Source organism: Bacillus sp. MRMR6, from assembly GCF_001940785.1.
Classification (GTDB): Bacteria; Bacillota; Bacilli; order Bacillales; family Cytobacillaceae; genus Neobacillus.
This window is the reverse complement of the sequence record NZ_MSLS01000004.1, coordinates 255,051-273,521: the sequence shown is the minus strand read 5'-3', so window position 1 is coordinate 273,521 and position 18,471 is coordinate 255,051. Positions and strand designations below refer to the sequence as shown.

At 39.5% G+C, this 18,471-nt stretch carries 17 protein-coding genes and 1 rRNA gene; 4 read left to right on the top strand and 14 right to left on the bottom strand.

Features of this window, described 5'->3' with window-relative positions; all coding sequences use genetic code 11:
* A 16S ribosomal RNA gene (locus BTR25_RS07040) occupies positions 1-201 on the bottom strand; the annotation flags it as partial.
* Positions 202-780: 579 nt separating this feature from the next.
* Positions 781-2,232: a substrate-binding domain-containing protein gene (locus BTR25_RS07035; protein WP_139311189.1), complete on the bottom strand. Its 1,452-nt coding sequence runs from the start codon at positions 2,230-2,232 to the stop codon at positions 781-783.
* Positions 2,233-2,499: 267 nt separating this feature from the next.
* Here BTR25_RS07035 and BTR25_RS07030 point away from each other — a divergent pair, with 267 nt between their 5' ends.
* The 4 genes from BTR25_RS07030 to rpiA all read left to right on the top strand — a co-directional run bounded on the left by BTR25_RS07030 (position 2,500) and on the right by rpiA (position 6,568).
* A complete protein-coding gene (locus BTR25_RS07030; protein ID WP_254842644.1) occupies positions 2,500-4,116 on the top strand; it encodes a PhoX family protein in 1,617 nt (538 codons plus the stop codon).
* Positions 4,117-4,364: 248 nt separating this feature from the next.
* The gene (locus BTR25_RS07020; RefSeq protein WP_075687346.1) at positions 4,365-4,571 is read left to right on the top strand and encodes a twin-arginine translocase TatA/TatE family subunit; all 207 of its coding nucleotides are present in this window, start codon (positions 4,365-4,367) and stop codon (positions 4,569-4,571) included.
* Between the two features lie 61 nt (positions 4,572-4,632).
* Positions 4,633-5,358 carry a twin-arginine translocase subunit TatC gene (gene tatC, locus BTR25_RS07015; protein ID WP_075687345.1) on the top strand — a complete coding sequence of 242 codons (726 nt, stop codon included), beginning with the start codon at positions 4,633-4,635 and terminating at the stop codon, positions 5,356-5,358.
* Positions 5,359-5,875: 517 nt separating this feature from the next.
* Positions 5,876-6,568 carry a ribose-5-phosphate isomerase RpiA gene (rpiA, locus tag BTR25_RS07010; RefSeq protein ID WP_303046817.1) on the top strand — a complete coding sequence of 231 codons (693 nt, stop codon included), beginning with the start codon at positions 5,876-5,878 and terminating at the stop codon, positions 6,566-6,568.
* Positions 6,569-6,603: 35 nt separating this feature from the next.
* Here rpiA and BTR25_RS07005 read toward each other — a convergent pair whose 3' ends face one another.
* From BTR25_RS07005 to BTR25_RS06950, 12 genes are all read right to left on the bottom strand, one after another.
* Complete coding sequence (locus BTR25_RS07005; RefSeq protein WP_075687344.1) at positions 6,604-6,885, bottom strand: cupin domain-containing protein; 282 nt, start codon at positions 6,883-6,885, stop codon at positions 6,604-6,606.
* Positions 6,886-7,133: 248 nt separating this feature from the next.
* Positions 7,134-8,423 carry a TRAP transporter large permease gene (locus BTR25_RS07000; protein ID WP_175596710.1) on the bottom strand — a complete coding sequence of 430 codons (1,290 nt, stop codon included), beginning with the start codon at positions 8,421-8,423 and terminating at the stop codon, positions 7,134-7,136.
* Entirely contained in the window at positions 8,420-8,896 is a 477-nt protein-coding gene (locus BTR25_RS06995) for a TRAP transporter small permease (RefSeq protein ID WP_075687343.1), read from the bottom strand. The genes BTR25_RS07000 and BTR25_RS06995 overlap by 4 nt, the downstream gene beginning before the upstream one ends.
* Positions 8,897-8,966: 70 nt before the next feature.
* Positions 8,967-9,998: a TRAP transporter substrate-binding protein gene (locus BTR25_RS06990; RefSeq protein WP_075687342.1), complete on the bottom strand. Its 1,032-nt coding sequence runs from the start codon at positions 9,996-9,998 to the stop codon at positions 8,967-8,969.
* Between the two features lie 12 nt (positions 9,999-10,010).
* Positions 10,011-10,640, bottom strand: coding sequence for a bifunctional 4-hydroxy-2-oxoglutarate aldolase/2-dehydro-3-deoxy-phosphogluconate aldolase (locus BTR25_RS06985; protein ID WP_075687341.1), 630 nt, complete (start codon positions 10,638-10,640; stop codon positions 10,011-10,013).
* A gap of 26 nt (positions 10,641-10,666) precedes the next feature.
* The gene (gene hxlB, locus BTR25_RS06980) at positions 10,667-11,224 is read right to left on the bottom strand and encodes a 6-phospho-3-hexuloisomerase (protein WP_075687340.1); all 558 of its coding nucleotides are present in this window, start codon (positions 11,222-11,224) and stop codon (positions 10,667-10,669) included.
* Positions 11,221-11,844 (bottom strand): 3-hexulose-6-phosphate synthase, encoded by a 624-nt coding sequence (hxlA, locus tag BTR25_RS06975; RefSeq protein ID WP_075687339.1) that lies wholly within the window; start codon positions 11,842-11,844, stop codon positions 11,221-11,223. The genes hxlB and hxlA overlap by 4 nt, the downstream gene beginning before the upstream one ends.
* A 9-nt stretch (positions 11,845-11,853) precedes the next feature.
* Positions 11,854-12,807 (bottom strand): sugar kinase, encoded by a 954-nt coding sequence (locus tag BTR25_RS06970; protein ID WP_075687338.1) that lies wholly within the window; start codon positions 12,805-12,807, stop codon positions 11,854-11,856.
* A 17-nt stretch (positions 12,808-12,824) separates the two neighbouring features.
* Positions 12,825-13,826 (bottom strand): LacI family DNA-binding transcriptional regulator, encoded by a 1,002-nt coding sequence (locus BTR25_RS06965; RefSeq protein ID WP_075687337.1) that lies wholly within the window; start codon positions 13,824-13,826, stop codon positions 12,825-12,827.
* Between the two features lie 176 nt (positions 13,827-14,002).
* The gene (locus BTR25_RS06960) at positions 14,003-15,295 is read right to left on the bottom strand and encodes a DUF2254 domain-containing protein (protein ID WP_083652258.1); all 1,293 of its coding nucleotides are present in this window, start codon (positions 15,293-15,295) and stop codon (positions 14,003-14,005) included.
* 170 nt (positions 15,296-15,465) lie between these two features.
* A complete protein-coding gene (locus tag BTR25_RS06955; protein ID WP_075687336.1) occupies positions 15,466-16,797 on the bottom strand; it encodes a S8 family peptidase in 1,332 nt (443 codons plus the stop codon).
* A 176-nt stretch (positions 16,798-16,973) separates the two neighbouring features.
* A complete protein-coding gene (locus BTR25_RS06950; RefSeq protein WP_075687335.1) occupies positions 16,974-18,308 on the bottom strand; it encodes an alpha/beta hydrolase family protein in 1,335 nt (444 codons plus the stop codon).
* Positions 18,309-18,471: the final 163 nt, after the last annotated feature.

Genomic DNA, 18,471 nt, shown 5'->3' with positions numbered 1-18,471 from the left:
TTCCCTCATGAGAGGAAAAGGATTATCCGGTATTAGCATCGGTTTCCCGATGTTATCCCAGTCTTACAGGCAGGTTGCCCACGTGTTACTCACCCGTCCGCCGCTAACCAAGAGGTGCAAGCACCTCAAGATTCGCTCGACTTGCATGTATTAGGCACGCCGCCAGCGTTCGTCCTGAGCCAGGATCAAACTCTCCATGAAAGTTGATATAGCTCATTTGTTACGTTGGCTTCACTTCAATTAAGAAGCAAAAATATTGTTTGTTGACTTTTTTGTTTGTTTAGTTTTCAAAGAACAATTTCGCATATCGCTCGTAGGCGACTTTAATAATATAACATAAATCATTTTGTGATGTCAAACATTTTTTTAAAAACTTTTTTTGAATTAGGACAGAAACTTATTCTAATTCATAATGACCATGTTGTCAATCACCTATTAAATCCCTAAGAAGAAACAAACTAAATATGTTTTCGACTCAGGATTACTATACTACTATCATAATCATATAAAATCAACCCCTTTTTTTAAAAAATAAAATAACAGATGATAAATTAAAATATATAATCGAATCTTTCTATATAAAAGAGGCATCCTTTTATAGAAAGAAAAAACCTAATCAAATTCGTTTAGGTTTTTCTCCTACTATTATGTAAATGAGATCACCCAGAGCAATAAAATATTCCTTTATTACTTTATTTGTGCATTCTTCTCAGCCGTACCTCCGACTTTTTCATAAATATAAAAGAGTAACTTCATCCAAAATGAAGTTACTCTTCTACTTTACTTATTCATTCTAATATATCCGATCTTCTCTATGATTTCTTGGCCCTGTGGCCCTTTCATCCAATTAAGAAATGGTTCGATTTCCTCGTTCGGATTATCTTTTACGGTAATCGCATATAAATTGGCCGTAAACGGATATTGGCCGCTTGAGATATTTTCAGGATTCGGCAGGGTCCCATTAATGGCGAGCAGTTTAATGTCGGGGTTGGGGTTCATTCCAGTAGCAAAGAAGCGAAATGAGAACCCTATTGCATTATCATAGTTTCGATAATCCGCTACCTGCTCAATGATACCACCCATTCCTGCAGAGACCTCTTCCTTAAGCGGCGTCATAATCGCCGTCTCCCCCATTATTTTTTCCAAAAGGGTTTGACTACCTGAATTCTTGGGTCGCTGAAACGGTACAATCCGCTCCCTGTTACCCTCTAAATCTGACCAGTTTGTTATTTTTCCGGCATAAATTCCTTGTATTTCTTCTACCGTTAGACTATCCACCTTATTCTTCGGATTAACAAAGAACACAAATGCTTCCTTCCCTATTGGTGTCATCACAAGTTCTTTCCCAGCAGCATTTGCCATTGCCTGCTGCTCTTTCGATGGTTCTGCCCCAAAGTAGATATCCACCTCTCCAGTTATCAGACGCTCAAAGGCATATATGGTATTAGTAAAACTAACAATCTCTTTTTCTTCGAGATTCACTCTACTGATATCTTCATATACAGCGTTGGCAAAAGCAGAGTAGACAGGAAAGGCCGCTTCTGCCCCATCTAATACAGGCATTTTGCCGAATTCATCGATCGTAAAGGTAGCAGCTGATTCTAATTTAGGGAGTCTATTATTTGAATTCGTCACTTCATATGGCGATAAATCTGTTGACGAATATCCACCTCCATATTCAAACCCATAGGGCGAGAGAACCGTCTTACTTCTCTGCCACTGAATACCTGCCCCCGTTCCTAGCGCTAGAATCAAAACAACTGATATTGAAAGAATTTGTTTCTTGCTGATATTAGGAAGTCGTTTCTTCATAACCAGCGTTACCAATGCTCCTATCAAAAATGAAAGCTCATAGGCTAAGGGTGCCCCAAAAAACAATCTCCCCTCACCCATTAGCCCCGCAATAAAATAAAGCGGAGCAAGCGGCAGGTGAAGCAGGCAATAAAATAACCAGGCTTCTGCACCGGAAAAGCCACCGCTGATCAGCATGAATATGGCCCATAACAGGATCGTATATGTAAGCGGGTATAAGAAAAATGTAAACAGTCCCCTTAACTCATTCTGTCTTTCTAGTTTTCTGCTAGCTAGAATTCCAACGATTACTCCCCCAATACTTAAAGGAATTATGGAAGTAAGCAGTAAACTATCAAACAAGGGAATAAAGGCGAAAAAAGAAAGCCCCAATGGAATTACACCATAATACACTAACAATAACGGGATTTTTGTCTTCAAAGCAACCACTCCAATGCCAAATGTTATTTAGTGTAATTTTACACTATTGCCCTACATTTTACAATAATCAACCTTCTGCAAATTAAGGCTAAGTTATAAAATACGAACAAAATACTATCGTTCTGACCGCGTCAACCTAAATTTACCATATCTTAAAATAGTTTAAATTTTCTTAACAATTCTTTACACTCCCTTAATTAACATTAGTATGGTGCTTACCTATAATCATAACTGTAAGGACAAACCACTCAAAAGGGGAGAATGATTATGGATCGCCGTTTATTTTTAACTTATGTAGGAAGCAGTACGGCTGCATTAGTTGCTGCATCATCTGGAATTGGAGCATTAACTGGAAACGCAATGACTGCAGATCATTTAATGAATGGACAACCATCTGGCAAAGGCAAGCCGCTAACTACACCATTCAAACCAGTTAGTCGCACATGGGAAAATGAACTAGTGCTGCCAAACGGATACCACTACAATATTATTGCTTCTTATGGTGATGTCATTAACTCCAAAGGCGAAAGATTTGGAGATGCTGCAGACCTTACAGTCTATTTTCCAATTGATAGTTTAAAAGGAGGAACCAATTCAGAAGAGGGCCTCATCTGGGTGAATCACGAGTTCCCAGAACCAGGGAACTATATGACCATGCTGGGAATTAACCCGTCTACTTTTAAAAAAGAGAATCTAGCAAACTATCCTGAGCTCCTTAAACTGGAAAAAGAAGCAGTCGGCGGCTCCGTCATTCACGTTAAAAAAGAAAAAGGCGAATGGAAACTCCTACAAGATGATACATATAATCGCCGTGTTGACGGGACCACTCCTATCGAGTTAACTGGCCCTGCACGTGGAAGCAAGGCAGTAAATGGTGCCACTCAAGTAATTGGCTCATTAGGAAACTGCAGCGGGGGCAGAACCCTTTGGAATACAGCATTATCCTGCGAGGAAAATACAGAATACGGCAGCTCGTATGGCTGGCCGAACTTCGATAATAGTCATTACGGCTGGGTTGTGGAGGTTGATCCGTTTGATCCGGCTAAACCTGTTCGCAAGCATACCGCTCTTGGACGCTTTGCCCATGAAAATACAGCAATGGGCTTGACCAATGATGGCCGAGTGGTGGTTTATATGGGAGATGATAAGGGTGATGAATGCTTCTACAAATTCATCAGCAGCAAGAAATTTAATCCAGCAAATCGTGAATCAAATTTCGATATTCTCGAAAACGGAACATTATATGTCGCAAACCTTAGCAGGCAGCAATGGATTGCACTTGATTATGTCTCTAATGCGGCACTTCAAAGTCAATTTGCCGACCAGGCAGATGTGCTAACAAATGCACGTTCAGCCGCTAAAGTGGTGGGCGGGACGAAATTAGATCGTCCTGAGGATGTGGAAATTCATCCAATTGACGGTACTGTCTTTTTAGCATTAACGAATAGTTCTGGACATGGGAATTTTCATGGACAAATTGTTCGATTTGTTCCATCGGGCGGAGACCACGCAAGTGATTCGTTTACATTTGAAGTGTTTATTGCCGGCGGGCAGCAAAGCGGTATTACCTGCCCAGATAATCTTCACTTCGACAGCAAGGGGAACCTCTGGGTTGTAGAAGATTATGGTGCAACCGAAACAAATGTGTATGCTTCCTATAAAAACTGTGGTGTGTTTATGATCCCAACAGACGGAAAAAACTATGGAATTCCACAGCAATTTGCATCAGGTCCAAAAGGCTGTGAAGTGACCGGTCCGTGGTTAACACCTGACGAACGTACATTATTCTTAGACGTACAGCATCCTGATACATGGAATCCCTACCCAGGTTATTCCTTTGGGCGTTCTTGTTTAGTTGCAGTGCAAGGTGGAAGCTTCAAATAGGCTTGGCTTTCGATGCAATTAAGTAATCTATGCAGTGGAAGGGGTTATATTTGATGGTTTTAGTTTGCTCCAAACATGTAAAGGATGCTTTAAAAATTGTATTTATTCCTCATGTACGGAAAGTAACGGAGGAAGAAAGTATCAGCTCCACTTGCCAATTTTGTAGCTGTACCGCCAACTATAAGCTTTTTAATTACGTTCATAAAAGGAAAAAAGCAAAAGAAGCTATTTAAAAGGAGGGATTATACATGCTGCAAAACATCGGTATTCCTGGATTAATTCTCGTTCTTGTCATTGCCTTAATTATTTTCGGGCCCTCTAAATTACCAGAACTGGGTCGTGCAGTTGGTTCAACATTAAAGGAATTTAAAAAATCCACACGCGAACTAGTATCTGATGATGAGATGGATACTAGTAGCAAGTCGAAGGACAAAGAGGAAAAACAGTTAAACTAAATGAGTCAGGAGATGTAAGCAGTCGGTGCTTACATCTCCTTTTTACTAAAGGAGGGCAATAATGGAGCAGCGTGATTTGGACTTAACCGGACATTTAGAAGAGTTACGGAAACGTCTTATTTTCATCTTAGGTACCTTTATCTTGTTTTTCATTCTTTCTTTCATCTATATACAGGATCTTTATAACTGGCTTGTTCAAGATTTAGAAGTGAAACTCGCGATTTTAGGTCCGAGTGATATATTATGGGTGTATTTATTGCTTTCTAGTGTCTTTGCCATGTCGGGAACGATTCCAATGGTCGCGTATCAAGTTTGGCGGTTTGTTCGGCCTGCATTGAAAGAAAGTGAGAGAAAAGCAACACTGGCCTATATTCCAGCATTGTTTCTATTATTTATCATTGGCATCTGCTTCGGCTACTTTGTCATCTTCCCAATTGTATTTAAGTTTCTGTTATCTCTATCAGAAGATTTGTTTATGACCTTCTTTACAACGAAAAAATATTTTCAGTTCTTACTGCATATGACTCTACCATTTGGATTCTTATTTGAGTTGCCTGTTGTCATCATGTTCCTAACGACCCTTGGAGTTTTGAATCCATACCGGCTACAAAAGATGCGGAAATACTCCTATTTTGGATTAATTGTAACCGCCGTGCTGATTACTCCTCCAGATTTCTTATCTGATGTGTTGGTCATCGTCCCGTTAATCTTCTTATACGAATGCAGTGTCATATTATCAAAAGTAGTGTATCGGAGAAAACAACAACAACTAAGTCCCGCCGCCTAAGTAAACACAAAATCATTAAAAGACTAGAGGACTCTCTCCCTAGTCTTTTAACCTTTTATACAACTGTCCACGCCTGGCGTACAAAAGAGGTGTTTTGTCCACGGGCGGTGCCTGTCACCAAAACTTGCATTTCCAATGTCGTCATCGTTTGACAATTTTTTTGCCTTTTAGATAGAGAAAAACCTATATTGACAGGCTTAACGGCAGTTTCAATCAAACGTTTGATTAATAGTTATTTTATTAAATAAACGTTTGATTAGAAATGAAAAAAACACTGATATTAAAGGTTTTCTAGGACTTTTATATTAAAAAAAACGTCGATAATTAACTAGCACTCTAGTAATAATCTTCAACGTTCCCGTATAAAAACTAGAAATCTACAGCATTTAACACGAATTCCTACTAATTAAACGTTTGATTAAAACCCTTACTATTGCCCGAAACTTAAGAATTCCATATTAATTTCGGGTAGAAATTTGTCACCTGATTTTTGGTGATATAATAGGAGAAAAGTGAGGTGCTTCCATTGGAAAAATTCTCTTCAGATCCAAGAAAAATAGCGGCTGGTGAAAAGGCTGCAGAGTTTATTAAGGATGGAATGGTCATTGGCTTAGGTTCAGGATCAACCGTCTATTGGCTGTTAAAAAGACTAGGTGAGTTAGTGGAGCAGGGGTTAAACATTAAAGGGATACCCTCCTCAAAACGGACAGAGGGATGGGCAAATGAATTTAATATTCCCCTGACCGATTTTGCTCAGATCCAAACTCTTGATTTGGCGATCGATGGAGCTGATGAAATTGATCCTGATTTTAATTTGACCAAGGGAGGCGGCGGTTCCCTATTACGTGAGAAGCTCGTCAATGCCGCTGCCAAAAAGCTGATTATCATTGCAGATGAGTCCAAAATGGTTTCACAGCTAGGGAGATTTCCCCTTCCTGTAGAAGTGGTACCATTTGGCTGGGAAGTAACGGCTCAAAGGATCGCAAAGCTCGGAGCCACCCCGGTCCTTAGAAAGAGGGATGATACAGTTTTCATCTCTAATAACGGAAACTATATAGTAGATTGTGATTTTCAGTCGATAGCTAACCCTGAAGAGCTTCATCAGAAATTAAAGCTTTTATTGGGAGTAGTCGAAACAGGCCTTTTTATTGGAATGACTGACACCATAATCATTGGCGGAGAAGATGAAGTAAAAGTAATCCGTAAATAAAAATAGGGAGAGGATTTTATCCCTCTCCCTAACTATTATTTTTCGAGTAAATCCTTACGAATCGGACTGAACATATCAAGTATCACACATTCCTCTATAACTCTCACGCGATGTTCAACGTTTGGTGGAATATATTGTTTGTCTCCAACCGTTAGAATTCTCTTTTCACCATTCACTTCAAATTCTACTTTTCCTTTTTCAATATAGCTGATTTGCTCTTCTGGATGCTTGTCTGGATCTCCGAAAAACCCTTCCGCCAGATGAACCTTTACCAGCATCATTGAACCTTCACTGCTTAAAATTTCTCTTTTTACCATGATGTCCTCCTTGATGATAAACTTCTCTGATCTTGAACGATTTTTATGAAATCCGCGAGACTCCTCGAAAATGCTATCGCATTTCCTTCGTGCGTGGGCTGATTCGAGGAAGCTTATTCAATGTCCTGCGGGAGTACGGGTCTGGGGAGACCCCACAGGCGCTTTAGCGCCGAGGAGGCTCCCCGGAACGCCCGCGGAAAGGGAGCGAATTTCGTAAAAATCACCATTATTAATTAACATAGATTTCTTTAGAATAACCCTGGATTAAGCATTTTTGGCAAATAGAATGCGATATCTGGAAAAAATGCTACAAAGAGAAGAACGACTAAAACAATTAATAAATATGGTGCTACTGCTGCAAATGACCGCTCGATGCTTAAATCTCCTATCTTCGCAGCCAATAATAAACATAGTCCATATGGCGGTGTAACGAGTCCGATTGCTAACGTGATAACAACAATCAGCCCTAAATGAACTGCATCCATACCAAACATGGTAGCTGTAGGTAAAATAACTGGAACGAACAAAATCATTGCCGGAATCGCATCCATAAATGTACCGATAAATAAGAAGAAAAGGATAATGATTAAGATAAATAACCATTTTGTCCCTACATGATTAGCAAAGAAATCCTGCGCTACTGTCGCCAATTGATAGTAACTCATCAGTTCTCCAAGTGCACTTGCAGCAGCTAGAGCAAAAAGGGATAGAGAACTTAATGCAAGTGTGTCTGTAAGGATTTTAGGAAGATCTGATAATTTCAATGTTTTATAGAAGAACATACTAATTAACAAAGTATACACAGATGCCACTGCCGCCGCTTCTGTTGCTGTAAAGAACCCAGAAATAATTCCACCGATGATAATGATGGGTGTAATCAGGGCTGGGACCGTTTCATAAACTAATTTCAAAAATACCTTAAGCTTCACTCTGTCTGACTTTGGATAGCCTTTTTTTACCGCTCTCAAATAAAGGTAAAGCATCATTCCTAAGCCGATTAAAACACCAGGGACAATTCCCCCCAAGAATAGCGCTCCAACAGAAGCATTTGTTAAGCCTGCAAAAATAATCATTGGAATACTTGGTGGAATGACGACACCGATTGTCGACGATGCAGCTGTAACTCCAACAGCCGTTTCGGTATCATAGCCTTGCTTTTTCATATTTGGAATAAGAATTTTACCTACTCCGGCTGTATCTGCCTGAGCAGCACCAGAAACACCTGCAAAGATCATAGAAACAAGGATATTTGCATGGCCTAATCCGCCGCGGATATGGCCGACTATTCCTAATGAAAGGTCAATCAGCTTTTGCGAGATTTTTCCACTATTCATCAAATTAGCTGCCAAGATAAACAATGGAACGGCAAGCAAAACGAATGAATCGATTCCATTTAGCATTTTCATCGGAACGGTAAGCTCAGGGATATACGGAACAGAAATAATCCCTAGAAGTGCGGTAATTCCGATAACAAAGGCGATTGGTACACCAATAAACATAAGGACTAGAAATAAGAAAACGAGTATAATCCCAATCATACGTTAGCCCCCTTTCCTCTGAATTCTTTGATGCTAGTGATTAAGTGGTTAATACAATAAATGCTCATAGTCAGTCCCATAATGGGGATAGAAATCCAAACATAGCCCATTTTCATTGCTGGTAATGATGCCCAGTTATAATTCCAGAAATTTTGGACCACTTCAATTCCGTAATTGAGAAGGGATAGAGCAAACACCAAAATAATCGTATCAATAACGATAATTAACGTTGTTCTTGATTTTCCAGCAAGCTTTTTTGCTAACATATCAAAGCTAAAATGCTCTTTTCTGTTCACCATGACAGATGCACCCATAAATACTGACCAGATGAATGAATAATTGGCCACTTCTTCTGTCCAGATAACTGCAATTCCCAGATGTCTGGTGACAATTTGAATCATAATAGCAACAATAAAAATCGATAAGCTTAAAACACCGATACCTAGTTGTATTCTCTCGAGAATCTTTATCACGCTTATCGTCACCCTCCTATTTAAAGTAAAGGGAAGATCTTACTGCTCATCTTCCCTTTAACTATTTTATTTATTTTAGGTCTCTAATCTTTTCAAATAATTGCGTTGCACCCATTGCCTCTGCAGCCTTAACCTGCATTGGTTCTGCCAATTTAATAAATGGTGTTCTGTCGATTTCGTTCACAATTGCACCATCCGCAATAGCAGCTTGTTTATACTCATCTTCTTGCGCTAATACAGAAGCTCTTTCTGCTTCAACAGAAGCTTTTGCTGCCTCTAAAATAATCTCTTGCTGTGCTTTTGAATATTGATCAAACTTTTTACCGTTAACTAATAAGAATCTTGTTGTGTAATCATGTCCTGTTTCCGTAATGTATTGACCATTTTTTGTCTTATGATGATTTTGTTGAATGAAATATGGATATGAATTTTCAGATGAATCTACAACGTTTTGTTGTAATGCTTGGTATAATTCTCCCCATGCAATAGAAGTAGGGATTGTTCCAACTTGTTTCCAATAATCAGCTACTACACCTGAAGTTTGTGTTCTGATTGTCATACCTTTTAAGTCTTCCATTTTCTCAATTGGCTTTTTACCATAGTAATGTCTTACACCAGCAGACCAGTAGCCAACGATTTTGAAATCATTATTTGACTTATCTTTAACCAACTTTGCCATTTCTTCGCCCACTTCACCGTCTACAACCTTTTCCCAGTGCTCATAGCTATCAAATAGGTATGGTAACGCTAACAAATCGATTTCTTTGATTCCAGTTTGTGTCATAAATCCAGGAGATACTAATACAACATCTGCCGCACCTAATTTAAGCTTTTCTACTAATTCTGATTCCTCTGTTCCGATTGTTCCTGCATGTACTTCTACTTCAATGGAACCGTTTGATTTTTCTTCTGCAACCTTCTTAAATTCTAGTAATCCAACTTGGTATGGGTTATCAGGTGATGTTTGGTTATGAGCAGCAATGATTTTAATCTTTTTTTCTTCACCCTCACCGCTTGTTCCCGTTTCTTCTTTGCCACAGCCTGCTAAAACTACTGATAAAGCTAAAAGTAATACAAATGATAATGAGAATATTTTTTTCATTTTTTGTTCCTCCTAGTTTTTAAGTGTGTTTGTGTATTCGCGTGCCTTTTCAGTGAGAGTAAGATAATCCGTCTCACTAATTAAATTTTTTGGATTTACTAAATTACTTCCTACTCCAGCAGCTAAAGCGCCATTTCCAAGATAGTCATTCACATTAGATGGGTTTATTCCCCCTGTGACCATTAAAGGTATATATGGGAATGGACCGTGGATATTTTTGACGTAACCTGGACCAAAAGCATTGGCAGGAAACACTTTAATCATATCCGCACCATGCTCGTAAGCCGTTATAATTTCTGTAGGTGTCAGTGCACCTGGTATGCTAACTACACCATAGCGTTTCGTCATCTTAACTGTCTCAACATTTAGTGAAGGAGACACAATAAATTTACTTCCGGCCATAATTGCCGCTCTAGCTGTCTCAGGGTCTAAAACCGTTCCTGCCCCGACTAAAACTCGATCTCCAAGCTCGTCTGTTACCATTTCAATCATAGTCATGACTTTTGGTGTTTCTGCAGTAATTTCTACTACCTTAACCCCGCCATTATATAAAGCCTTTACAATTGGAACTATATTGTCAGGAGTCGCTTCTCTTATTACAGCGACAATTGGATGTGCTTTTATAAACTCGATTACATTCACCTTACCCTGCACCTCCTATTAAATTTCTATTCTAAGTTTGTATGTCGTTTCGTCATCTCATCATAAGCCGCTTCTGTATCTTCCGTTTGCAGTGTACCAATGATAATGGCATCTAGGACAAGATGTACGGATTGATCAAATTGGTTACCCAATGGTTGAATCGTTGTTGGTTCGCTAGCTCTTCTATACTTAGTAGCAGCTGGAATCACGAGGATTCCGTCACAAATCTCAGCTATTTTTGATTCACGGTTTGTTGTTACAAGAAACACTTTCGCACCCAGCTCTTTCGATTTGGCCGCATATTGTAAGATTGCCCCTGTTGACCCTGATCCGGAAATAGCGACTAATAAGTCATCTGCCTCAATACTCGGTGTCACCGTTTCACCAATTACATAGACCGGAAAGCCTCCATGCATCAGACGCATCGCAAACGCCTTACCCATTAGTCCGGAACGGCCTTCTCCGTAAACGAAGATTCGTTTTGCTTCGCAGAGGAGCTTAGATAAGTGACTTGCTTCCTCGTCAATGACATTTGCTAGAACCGTTGTTATTTCATTTGCAACTGTATTTATAATCGATTTCATTTATTTAACATTCCTTTCATTGCAGCAGCAGCTTCGCTAGGATTTTCCGCCTTTGTAATCGCACTGCCGACAATAATCGTATCAGGTCTTGTTTCAACAACCTTTGGCAGGGATGCAAGGCTGATTCCTCCTGCTGTAGCCACTTCCAGATTGATAAAGCCTTCGGTTAATGAGAATTGCTCAGCACCAAGTTCTCCTTGCTTTTGCATATCCTTTCCAAAGTGTAGGCTGACAAGATCAACACCCAGCTGTTGTAATTCCACAATTCGATGACGGTCTGTAACCCCTAACAGATCAATCATGATGCGCTTGTTATATTTTTTTGCGGTCTCAAGTGTATCCTCAATTGTTTTATCCGCGGAGAAAGCCATTACGGTTGTAATATCTGCGCCTGCTAGAAAGGCTTGAGCCGCTTCATGACTGCCAGCATCACATGTCTTCATATCTGCGACAAGTACTTTATCTGGATACGATTTTTTTATTTCTCTAACAATGCTCATACCGTATTCCTTAATGACTCCTGTACCTACCTCAATCCAATCAACATAGGCCTTTGTCTCCTCTAAAAGCTGAAAACATTCTTCCCAGGTTAACCGGTCAAGTGCTAGTTGAAGATTCATTCTCTCACCCTATCTTTCTATGAATTCTTTTTCTCCTAGGTGGACAAGTACATCATCTAAATATGGGAGGCCTTCATTATCACCACGTACACTCACCACTAAGGACCCGATCGTATTTGCAAAATGTAGTGTTTTTTCAAGCGGCCAGTTATTTAACACTCCATAGATAAAGCCTGAATCAAAGCCATCTCCAGCACCGACTGTATCTACTACCTTTTTCGCTTTAACTGGCGGTGCCTCGAGGTACTGTCCTTCATGATACCCAATTGAGCCTTGTTCTCCCTGCTTAATAGCGATATAGGAAATCCCAAACTCTTTGCTCTTTTCAATAATTTCTTTTGGGTCACTTACCCCTAGTAAAAGTTCAGCCTCTTCCACACCCGTTAGGAATATATCCACATAAGGGAGAAATTCTCTTAGTGCTGTTCTCGCTTCCTCTTTACTCCATAGCTTTAGGCGGATATTAGGATCAAACGATACAAGGACGCCATTCTGCTTTGCTAGAACGATTGCATGCTTGATTAACTCAATATTTTTCGCTTGGTCGACTGCAGGAAAGACACCCGTAATATGCAGGACTCTTGCATTCTTAATATAATCTTCATTCAAAGATTCAATCGTTAAGGCAGTTGTTGGAGAGTTGGAACGATAATAGAAGGTTCGTCCATTTCCATCTTCCATGATTTCTTTAAAATTCAGTGAGGTTGGATAGCCATCAACCATTTCTAATTGCGATACATCGATCCCTTCACCACGTACAAAATTATATATATATCTGCCAAATTCATCATTGCCTAAACGGCTGATCCATCCAGTTTTTAACCCTAAACGAGAGCAACCAATTGCTACGTTCAGTTCTGCCCCGCCAACTTTCCTTTCAAATGAGGGCACATATCGCATTGGTCCTGTTGAAGCAGGATGAAACGTGACCATTGCATCTCCTATAGTAATAACATCATTCATAGCACAAACACCCCTTTTCAACATGAATTTCGTACGATTAATGTCGGTTCAAAGCGATATACATCTTGCTCTTCTTCCGGCTCTTTTTTCTGAATTCTACTAAGCAACAGCTCTGCAGCCTTTTTACCAATTTCGCCTGCTGGTTGAGCAACGACTGTTAAGGCCGGTTCATAAAAACTTGCAAAGGAAAGATCATCAATTCCGACAACGGCTAAATCAGCTGGAATCTTCACATCATGCTTTTTTGCATATTTTAAAATCTCCATCATGGTGAGATCATTTCCTGCTAAAACAGCTTGGATTGGCGGATCAAGCTGAAGCATTTGCTCCAATCCCTCTTGAATATGATCAACAGCTAAACTCTTAATAAATCCTTCATTAACAGCTATTCCATTTCTTTGTAAGGTCTTTTTGTAACCCTCAATCCGCTCCATCCTTGGCATTACATTGCGAATAACATTTGTAATTACACCAATTCGTTCATATCCTTGTCCAATCAAGTGTTGAACGGCAAGCTCAGCCGCTCTTTCATTGTCTAGCATGACAGAAGGAATCTGTACATCTGGCACAAGGCGGTCGACAAACACGATAGGATACTTTTCCTCTACCATTTCACGATAAAGTTCAATATTTTCACCTGTTGGAAAAATGATGATTCCATCTAGCTGTTTGGCTCTTAACATATCAATATATCTTTTTTCTTTTATTGGATCATCATCTGCATTGCAAACAATGATGTGAATATCGTTTAAATGGCATATATCTTCAATTGCACGGATTACCTGAGTTGAAAAAGCATGCAAGATGTTCGCGACGATGACGCCAATCGTTGAGGTCGATTTTTGCTTTAAGCTTCGTGCCACAATATTTGGACGATACCCTAATTCTTTGATAGCAGCCTCAATACGTTTTTTCGTGTCCTCGGCCATATAATCAAATCGATTATTTAAAAATTGAGAGACAGTACTTTTAGAAATATTAGCAAGCTGTGCTACGTCTGATATTGTAACCCTTTTCATAAAATCTTCTCCAGGTTCTTCAATTTGTTGTTTATTCGATAAACCGATTTACTAAATCGGTTTACTAAATCGGTTTATGGTAATTATAAACCCGGTGAAAGCGTTTTACAATACTTTTTTAAAAATCAGCTAGAAAAAATGAAAACGACCATCTTTTTTAAATAGTCGTTCGGAATTCATTCCTGCTCGCAGAGTTTTTTTAGTTTTGTAAGTTTTTCTTGGAGGATTTTTTGGTCAAGCTGTTTTAAAAGGTTGAAATCGACTCCTTCTAGTATGTAGTGACTGAATCCCCAAACTGTTTGTTTAATTTGTTTTTGGTTGTTTTCGACCAATATCATCAAGGCTTCAAAAATAGCAATGATCACAGATATGTCTTCACGGCCGTAGTGGATGATTTGATAGAAGGTTGAATATAATATTTCCTCAAATGTTTTTTGGGGAACGATTACTCTTTCATTCCCTTTTTGATCATGATAAATCAGCAAGGTTCCGTCCAACTTACTTACCTCGCCTAGGGCGAATCCTAAATGATGGATACAATCGATCGCTGTATTTGGATCATTGATTCCGGGTGAAATGGCCCTGAGAGTAATTTCGACGATTTTCTTCAAAGCAAACTCTTCATCCTGCATTGTTGTTCTTTCGCTTCCAACCGTAATAATCGTTTGATAGTCAGTTGTAATCTTCTCTTCCTGATGGTAAACGGTAAAGATACTAACTTTCTGCGTAATAAATTGACCGATCTTTTGTTTAATAATGATGGTATGGTCTTGCTCTGTCGTTAACCGTAACAATTCGTTATAATCTAAAAGCTGTAGATACCCATATTTTTTACTGTGAATTTCAGATCTCTTTTTTCTATCTGATGGCTCTTGATAATTACCTTTTTCGATCGTTACATTTTTCTTCTGATCTACTAACTCAATCTTAGCCCGTACAATTTCAAGTACATCCTTCGTTAGTTGTTCAATTAAATTACTAACCTGAATAGAGGTCGCCACATGATGAATAAAGTACGCAAAAAAGGCGAGGCACACCAGCGCAAAGACAACGCCAACTCCAGATGAGATCACCGGGTGGTCAATTGTGCTCTTCATAAAAAGCAGTGAAAAAATCGAATAGACAAAGCCGCCCATGAAAACCCCTAAAACCCGCATTGTTATTTTATTCGTGACAAAGTTCCTTAGTGTCCTAGGGGAAAATTGTGATGAATAGGTCGTTAATACAACCATAATGGTAGAAAACGTAATGGTTGTCATCGTTAACAATGACCCGGCAATTACACCTAATATAGTTTGGGCCAGGTCCACACTTGTTACAAAGAAATCAGGCAAAACATTTTCAATATCTTTGTAAAAGGTAGTATCAATTGTGATAACTCCAATCGCTAAGATGATAGAAAATAAGCAATAAAAACTAGGTGTCAGCCATATACTATTTTTCACATGCAACAGAAATCGTTGAATCATACTGTCCTCCGTTTTCTTTTAAGACCTTACTTTTTATTTTTCACATCTGTTTGGCTTCTCAAACTTATTAAGTTTGAAGTACAGGTCTTTGGGGTCTGAAACTGTCTTTAAATCAAAGAATGCCAAACCTTTTTATCTAAAGTTTGGCATGTTTTAATTCTATCCTCCTGCTATGCGTTTGGTATGGAGTTCTCTGCATTTATATAACCTGAACCATATATATTTGGGTCTCTTTCCGTCCAAAGGTCGGCTCCTTTTAAGAGATTGTATTTGATATCGTCTGGTGTTTGATTGGGGTTTTGCTGCTTCATTAAAGCTACTATACCCGCACAAATTGGCGTGGCCATTGAGGTCCCTGATAGTACAAAATAGTTATTTTCAACCCTGCTGGACTTTTGAAGCTTGTCCAGATACGAATTAGGTGATCGTAACGAAATAATGTTTACCCCAGGAGCGAGGATGTCTGGCTTCTGAACATTATAGATGGTCGGACCTCTGCTCGAAAACCCAGCTACGTCATCATCACTTCTCGTTTCAGGCGTGTTTCGATCATCTAATGCTCCCACAGTTATTACCCTGTCGCTGATTCCAGGACTTGCAATGGTGCCAGATTCTGGACCTTCATTTCCGGCTGCTACACAAACTACGATTCCCGCTGCCCATGCTTCTTCCACTATTTTAACCATTGGATCATTATTTTCCGTACCATAAGACTGAGCGGAACTGCCTAATGACATGCTAATAATGTCTATTCTATTTTCTTGGTTTGATTCATTATTTTGAATACACCATTCAACCCCGTCCATGACCGTTTCTAGTGAGCCTGAACCCATCTTATTCAAGACTTTAACTCCAATTACATTTGCTTCAGGTGCCGGCCCCATGTATCTGCCTTCCGACGCAGCTCCATTTCCAGCTACATCTCCTGCACAGTGAGTTCCATGACCATTATCATCATATGGGTCTGGTCTGTTATTGATAAAATCCCTAAAACCTACGATTCTTCCTGATAAATCCTCATGCGGATAAATTCCTGTATCAATAACTGCAACAGTGACTCCTTTTCCTGTTAGGGCTGTACGGTTACGAGTCACATTCTGAGCATTTGCAGAGGGTACGGCTGTGTCAAGTAAAGCATGTACCTCTCGGTTGGAATGAATTTTTCGTATATGACTGCAATTCGTAAGCATTTCTTCTAATCCATTTGGTGTCACTTCTGCACTGCAGCATGAAACTCTAGGAAAATCTCGTTTAACCTTATTAAAGAAATGATTACTCATAACTTTTTTTACTTCATCGCAACCAGCCTCATAGCAGCCATTCTCGAATTCAATAATAACGGATAGCTTCTTTTGGAACTTTAGGAATCTCTGAAACATATTATGCAAAAAGCACGGTGTCCATTTGAATGGCTTATAGAGGTTTAAAATCTCTTCACGTACGGGCTTATCCAGCTTATCTGCATGCGCCCGCACCATTTGTACCATTGAATATCCAAACATTTGCTTTTCCCCCTTTTCATACTAACTAAGCTATGAAAATAAGGAAAACTCCGGCACGGTACTTGTACCAAATTGCAAAAAAGAGGCTCAAATCTATAAAAAAAATAGCCCTTGATAGGCTCTAATCAAGGGCTTTTAACCAATTATTCTTTAACTAAATCGTTCATTTAGAATACTTAATGACTGTAGTACCTCTCAGGGTCATAAGCACGGTATCCTCTAGTAAATTTCGTTCCAAAATGATCATCAGCTACTGCATCCGGATTTAAAATATCGTCTCCTTCAGGCTTTTTCCCTTCTTCTACCCATTTCACAAGGTCTTTGAACCCTTCCACTTCCTCTGCTACGGTAAAATCACAATGTCCTACGGCACGAATGGCTCTTGGAACAAATAAATCCGACTTACCATTTTCGTTAATTCTCTTGGCATAAATTTGTTCCATACTAAATGGCACGAACAAATCACCAATGTTATGCATCGCAAGGGTTGGAATTTTGATGTTTCCAGTTACTTTAGGAACACCTGTTAATCCCTGCTGTTTCGTTTGAGGGTCAGCTGCAACACGTAGAACAGATGCATTTAATGCCATTTCTTCTTCAGAAAGACTCGGATCATTGTCCAATTGGTATACGGTATCTACCGTATTTACAAGGTTACCGGCGGCAACCCCGTAGGTTGGATCGATCGTGTTTTGCCCGAGTAAAAACACCTTATAAGATTCAAATGCTACGTCAAATAAAGGACGCTCACCACCGGTTAAATTTTTTGTGACCGCTTTTAACGATTGGTATACAACTGGATTCGTATTCATTTGTGCTAATATGCTTGGTGCCGTAACGGTAGCATATGATTCACTAGCAGGAAATTGCTGTTCCCCTTTAGGAATACCAATAAGAGCTTGGGCTACAATATTGTAGCTTGTAAAATAATCGAATAGCTCCGTATCACCGGTAACTCCGCACATCGGAAAGGCACCATCATAGGAATTCCCGTATTGTTCAGCTAGAACGGCAGTGACATGACCACCCATTGAATGTCCGGTAATATAGGTCTTTGACGGTTTAGCTGCCTTTCCATTGAAGAGACTGCCAAGTGCATGGGTATCCTTCACGCCTTGCGCTACATCATACCCATTAGTGCTGTAACTTGACGCAGCCCATGCATAGCCGTTATCAAGTAAGTATTTTCGTAGGTTAGTAGGATTACTTACCGTTAATTCTAAACCTTGGCCACGGTAACCATGTGCATAGAGTACGAGGTCCCCATTCCAATTCTCCGGAACTTCAATTCGGTATCCAGCACCTTTATGTACTCCCCAGTAGCGGTCAGTCTCATAACCTTCTAAACTAGAAAAAGGCAATTTTGACTCGTCGACGTAGTATGGAATCGTCGCTTGATTTTGGTTCTTGTTTTCAACTGCTGGTTTCTCTGGTTTTGCTGCTTCGATATTGGTCATTGGAAATGCCAAACTTGCTGCCATCAATGTGATTAAAGCCGTCTTTTTAAACATATTTCCCCTCCCGAAATTTATTTGTACAAGCATAATTATCGGATATTAAGAAAGCGTTTACAAAGAAATTTCATACACAAATTACAACAATGTTTTCAACATATTTGTAGGAAAGTCCATTACTATGTCAAAAAAACACAGACCTGCCAATCGGTCTGTGTTT

Bases quoted from the DNA above. Each gene is read 5' to 3' on its own strand.
- hxlA (WP_075687339.1), bottom strand. From the start codon at position 11,844: ATGAATCTTCAACTAGCACTTGACCGGTTAACCTGGGAAGAATGTTTT.
- BTR25_RS06965 (WP_075687337.1), bottom strand. From the start codon at position 13,826: ATGAAAAGGGTTACAATATCAGACGTAGCACAGCTTGCTAATATTTCT.
- BTR25_RS07005 (WP_075687344.1), bottom strand. From the start codon at position 6,885: ATGGTAAAAAGAGAAATTTTAAGCAGTGAAGGTTCAATGATGCTGGTA.
- BTR25_RS06960 (WP_083652258.1), bottom strand. From the start codon at position 15,295: ATGATTCAACGATTTCTGTTGCATGTGAAAAATAGTATATGGCTGACA.
- BTR25_RS07000 (WP_175596710.1), bottom strand. From the start codon at position 8,423: ATGATTGGGATTATACTCGTTTTCTTATTTCTAGTCCTTATGTTTATT.
- hxlB (WP_075687340.1), bottom strand. From the start codon at position 11,224: ATGAAATCGATTATAAATACAGTTGCAAATGAAATAACAACGGTTCTA.
- tatC (WP_075687345.1), top strand. From the start codon at position 4,633: ATGGAGCAGCGTGATTTGGACTTAACCGGACATTTAGAAGAGTTACGG.
- BTR25_RS06955 (WP_075687336.1), bottom strand. From the start codon at position 16,797: ATGTTTGGATATTCAATGGTACAAATGGTGCGGGCGCATGCAGATAAG.
- BTR25_RS06970 (WP_075687338.1), bottom strand. From the start codon at position 12,807: ATGAATGATGTTATTACTATAGGAGATGCAATGGTCACGTTTCATCCT.
- BTR25_RS06950 (WP_075687335.1), bottom strand. From the start codon at position 18,308: ATGTTTAAAAAGACGGCTTTAATCACATTGATGGCAGCAAGTTTGGCA.
- BTR25_RS07030 (WP_254842644.1), top strand. From the start codon at position 2,500: ATGGATCGCCGTTTATTTTTAACTTATGTAGGAAGCAGTACGGCTGCA.
- BTR25_RS06990 (WP_075687342.1), bottom strand. From the start codon at position 9,998: ATGAAAAAAATATTCTCATTATCATTTGTATTACTTTTAGCTTTATCA.
- BTR25_RS07020 (WP_075687346.1), top strand. From the start codon at position 4,365: ATGCTGCAAAACATCGGTATTCCTGGATTAATTCTCGTTCTTGTCATT.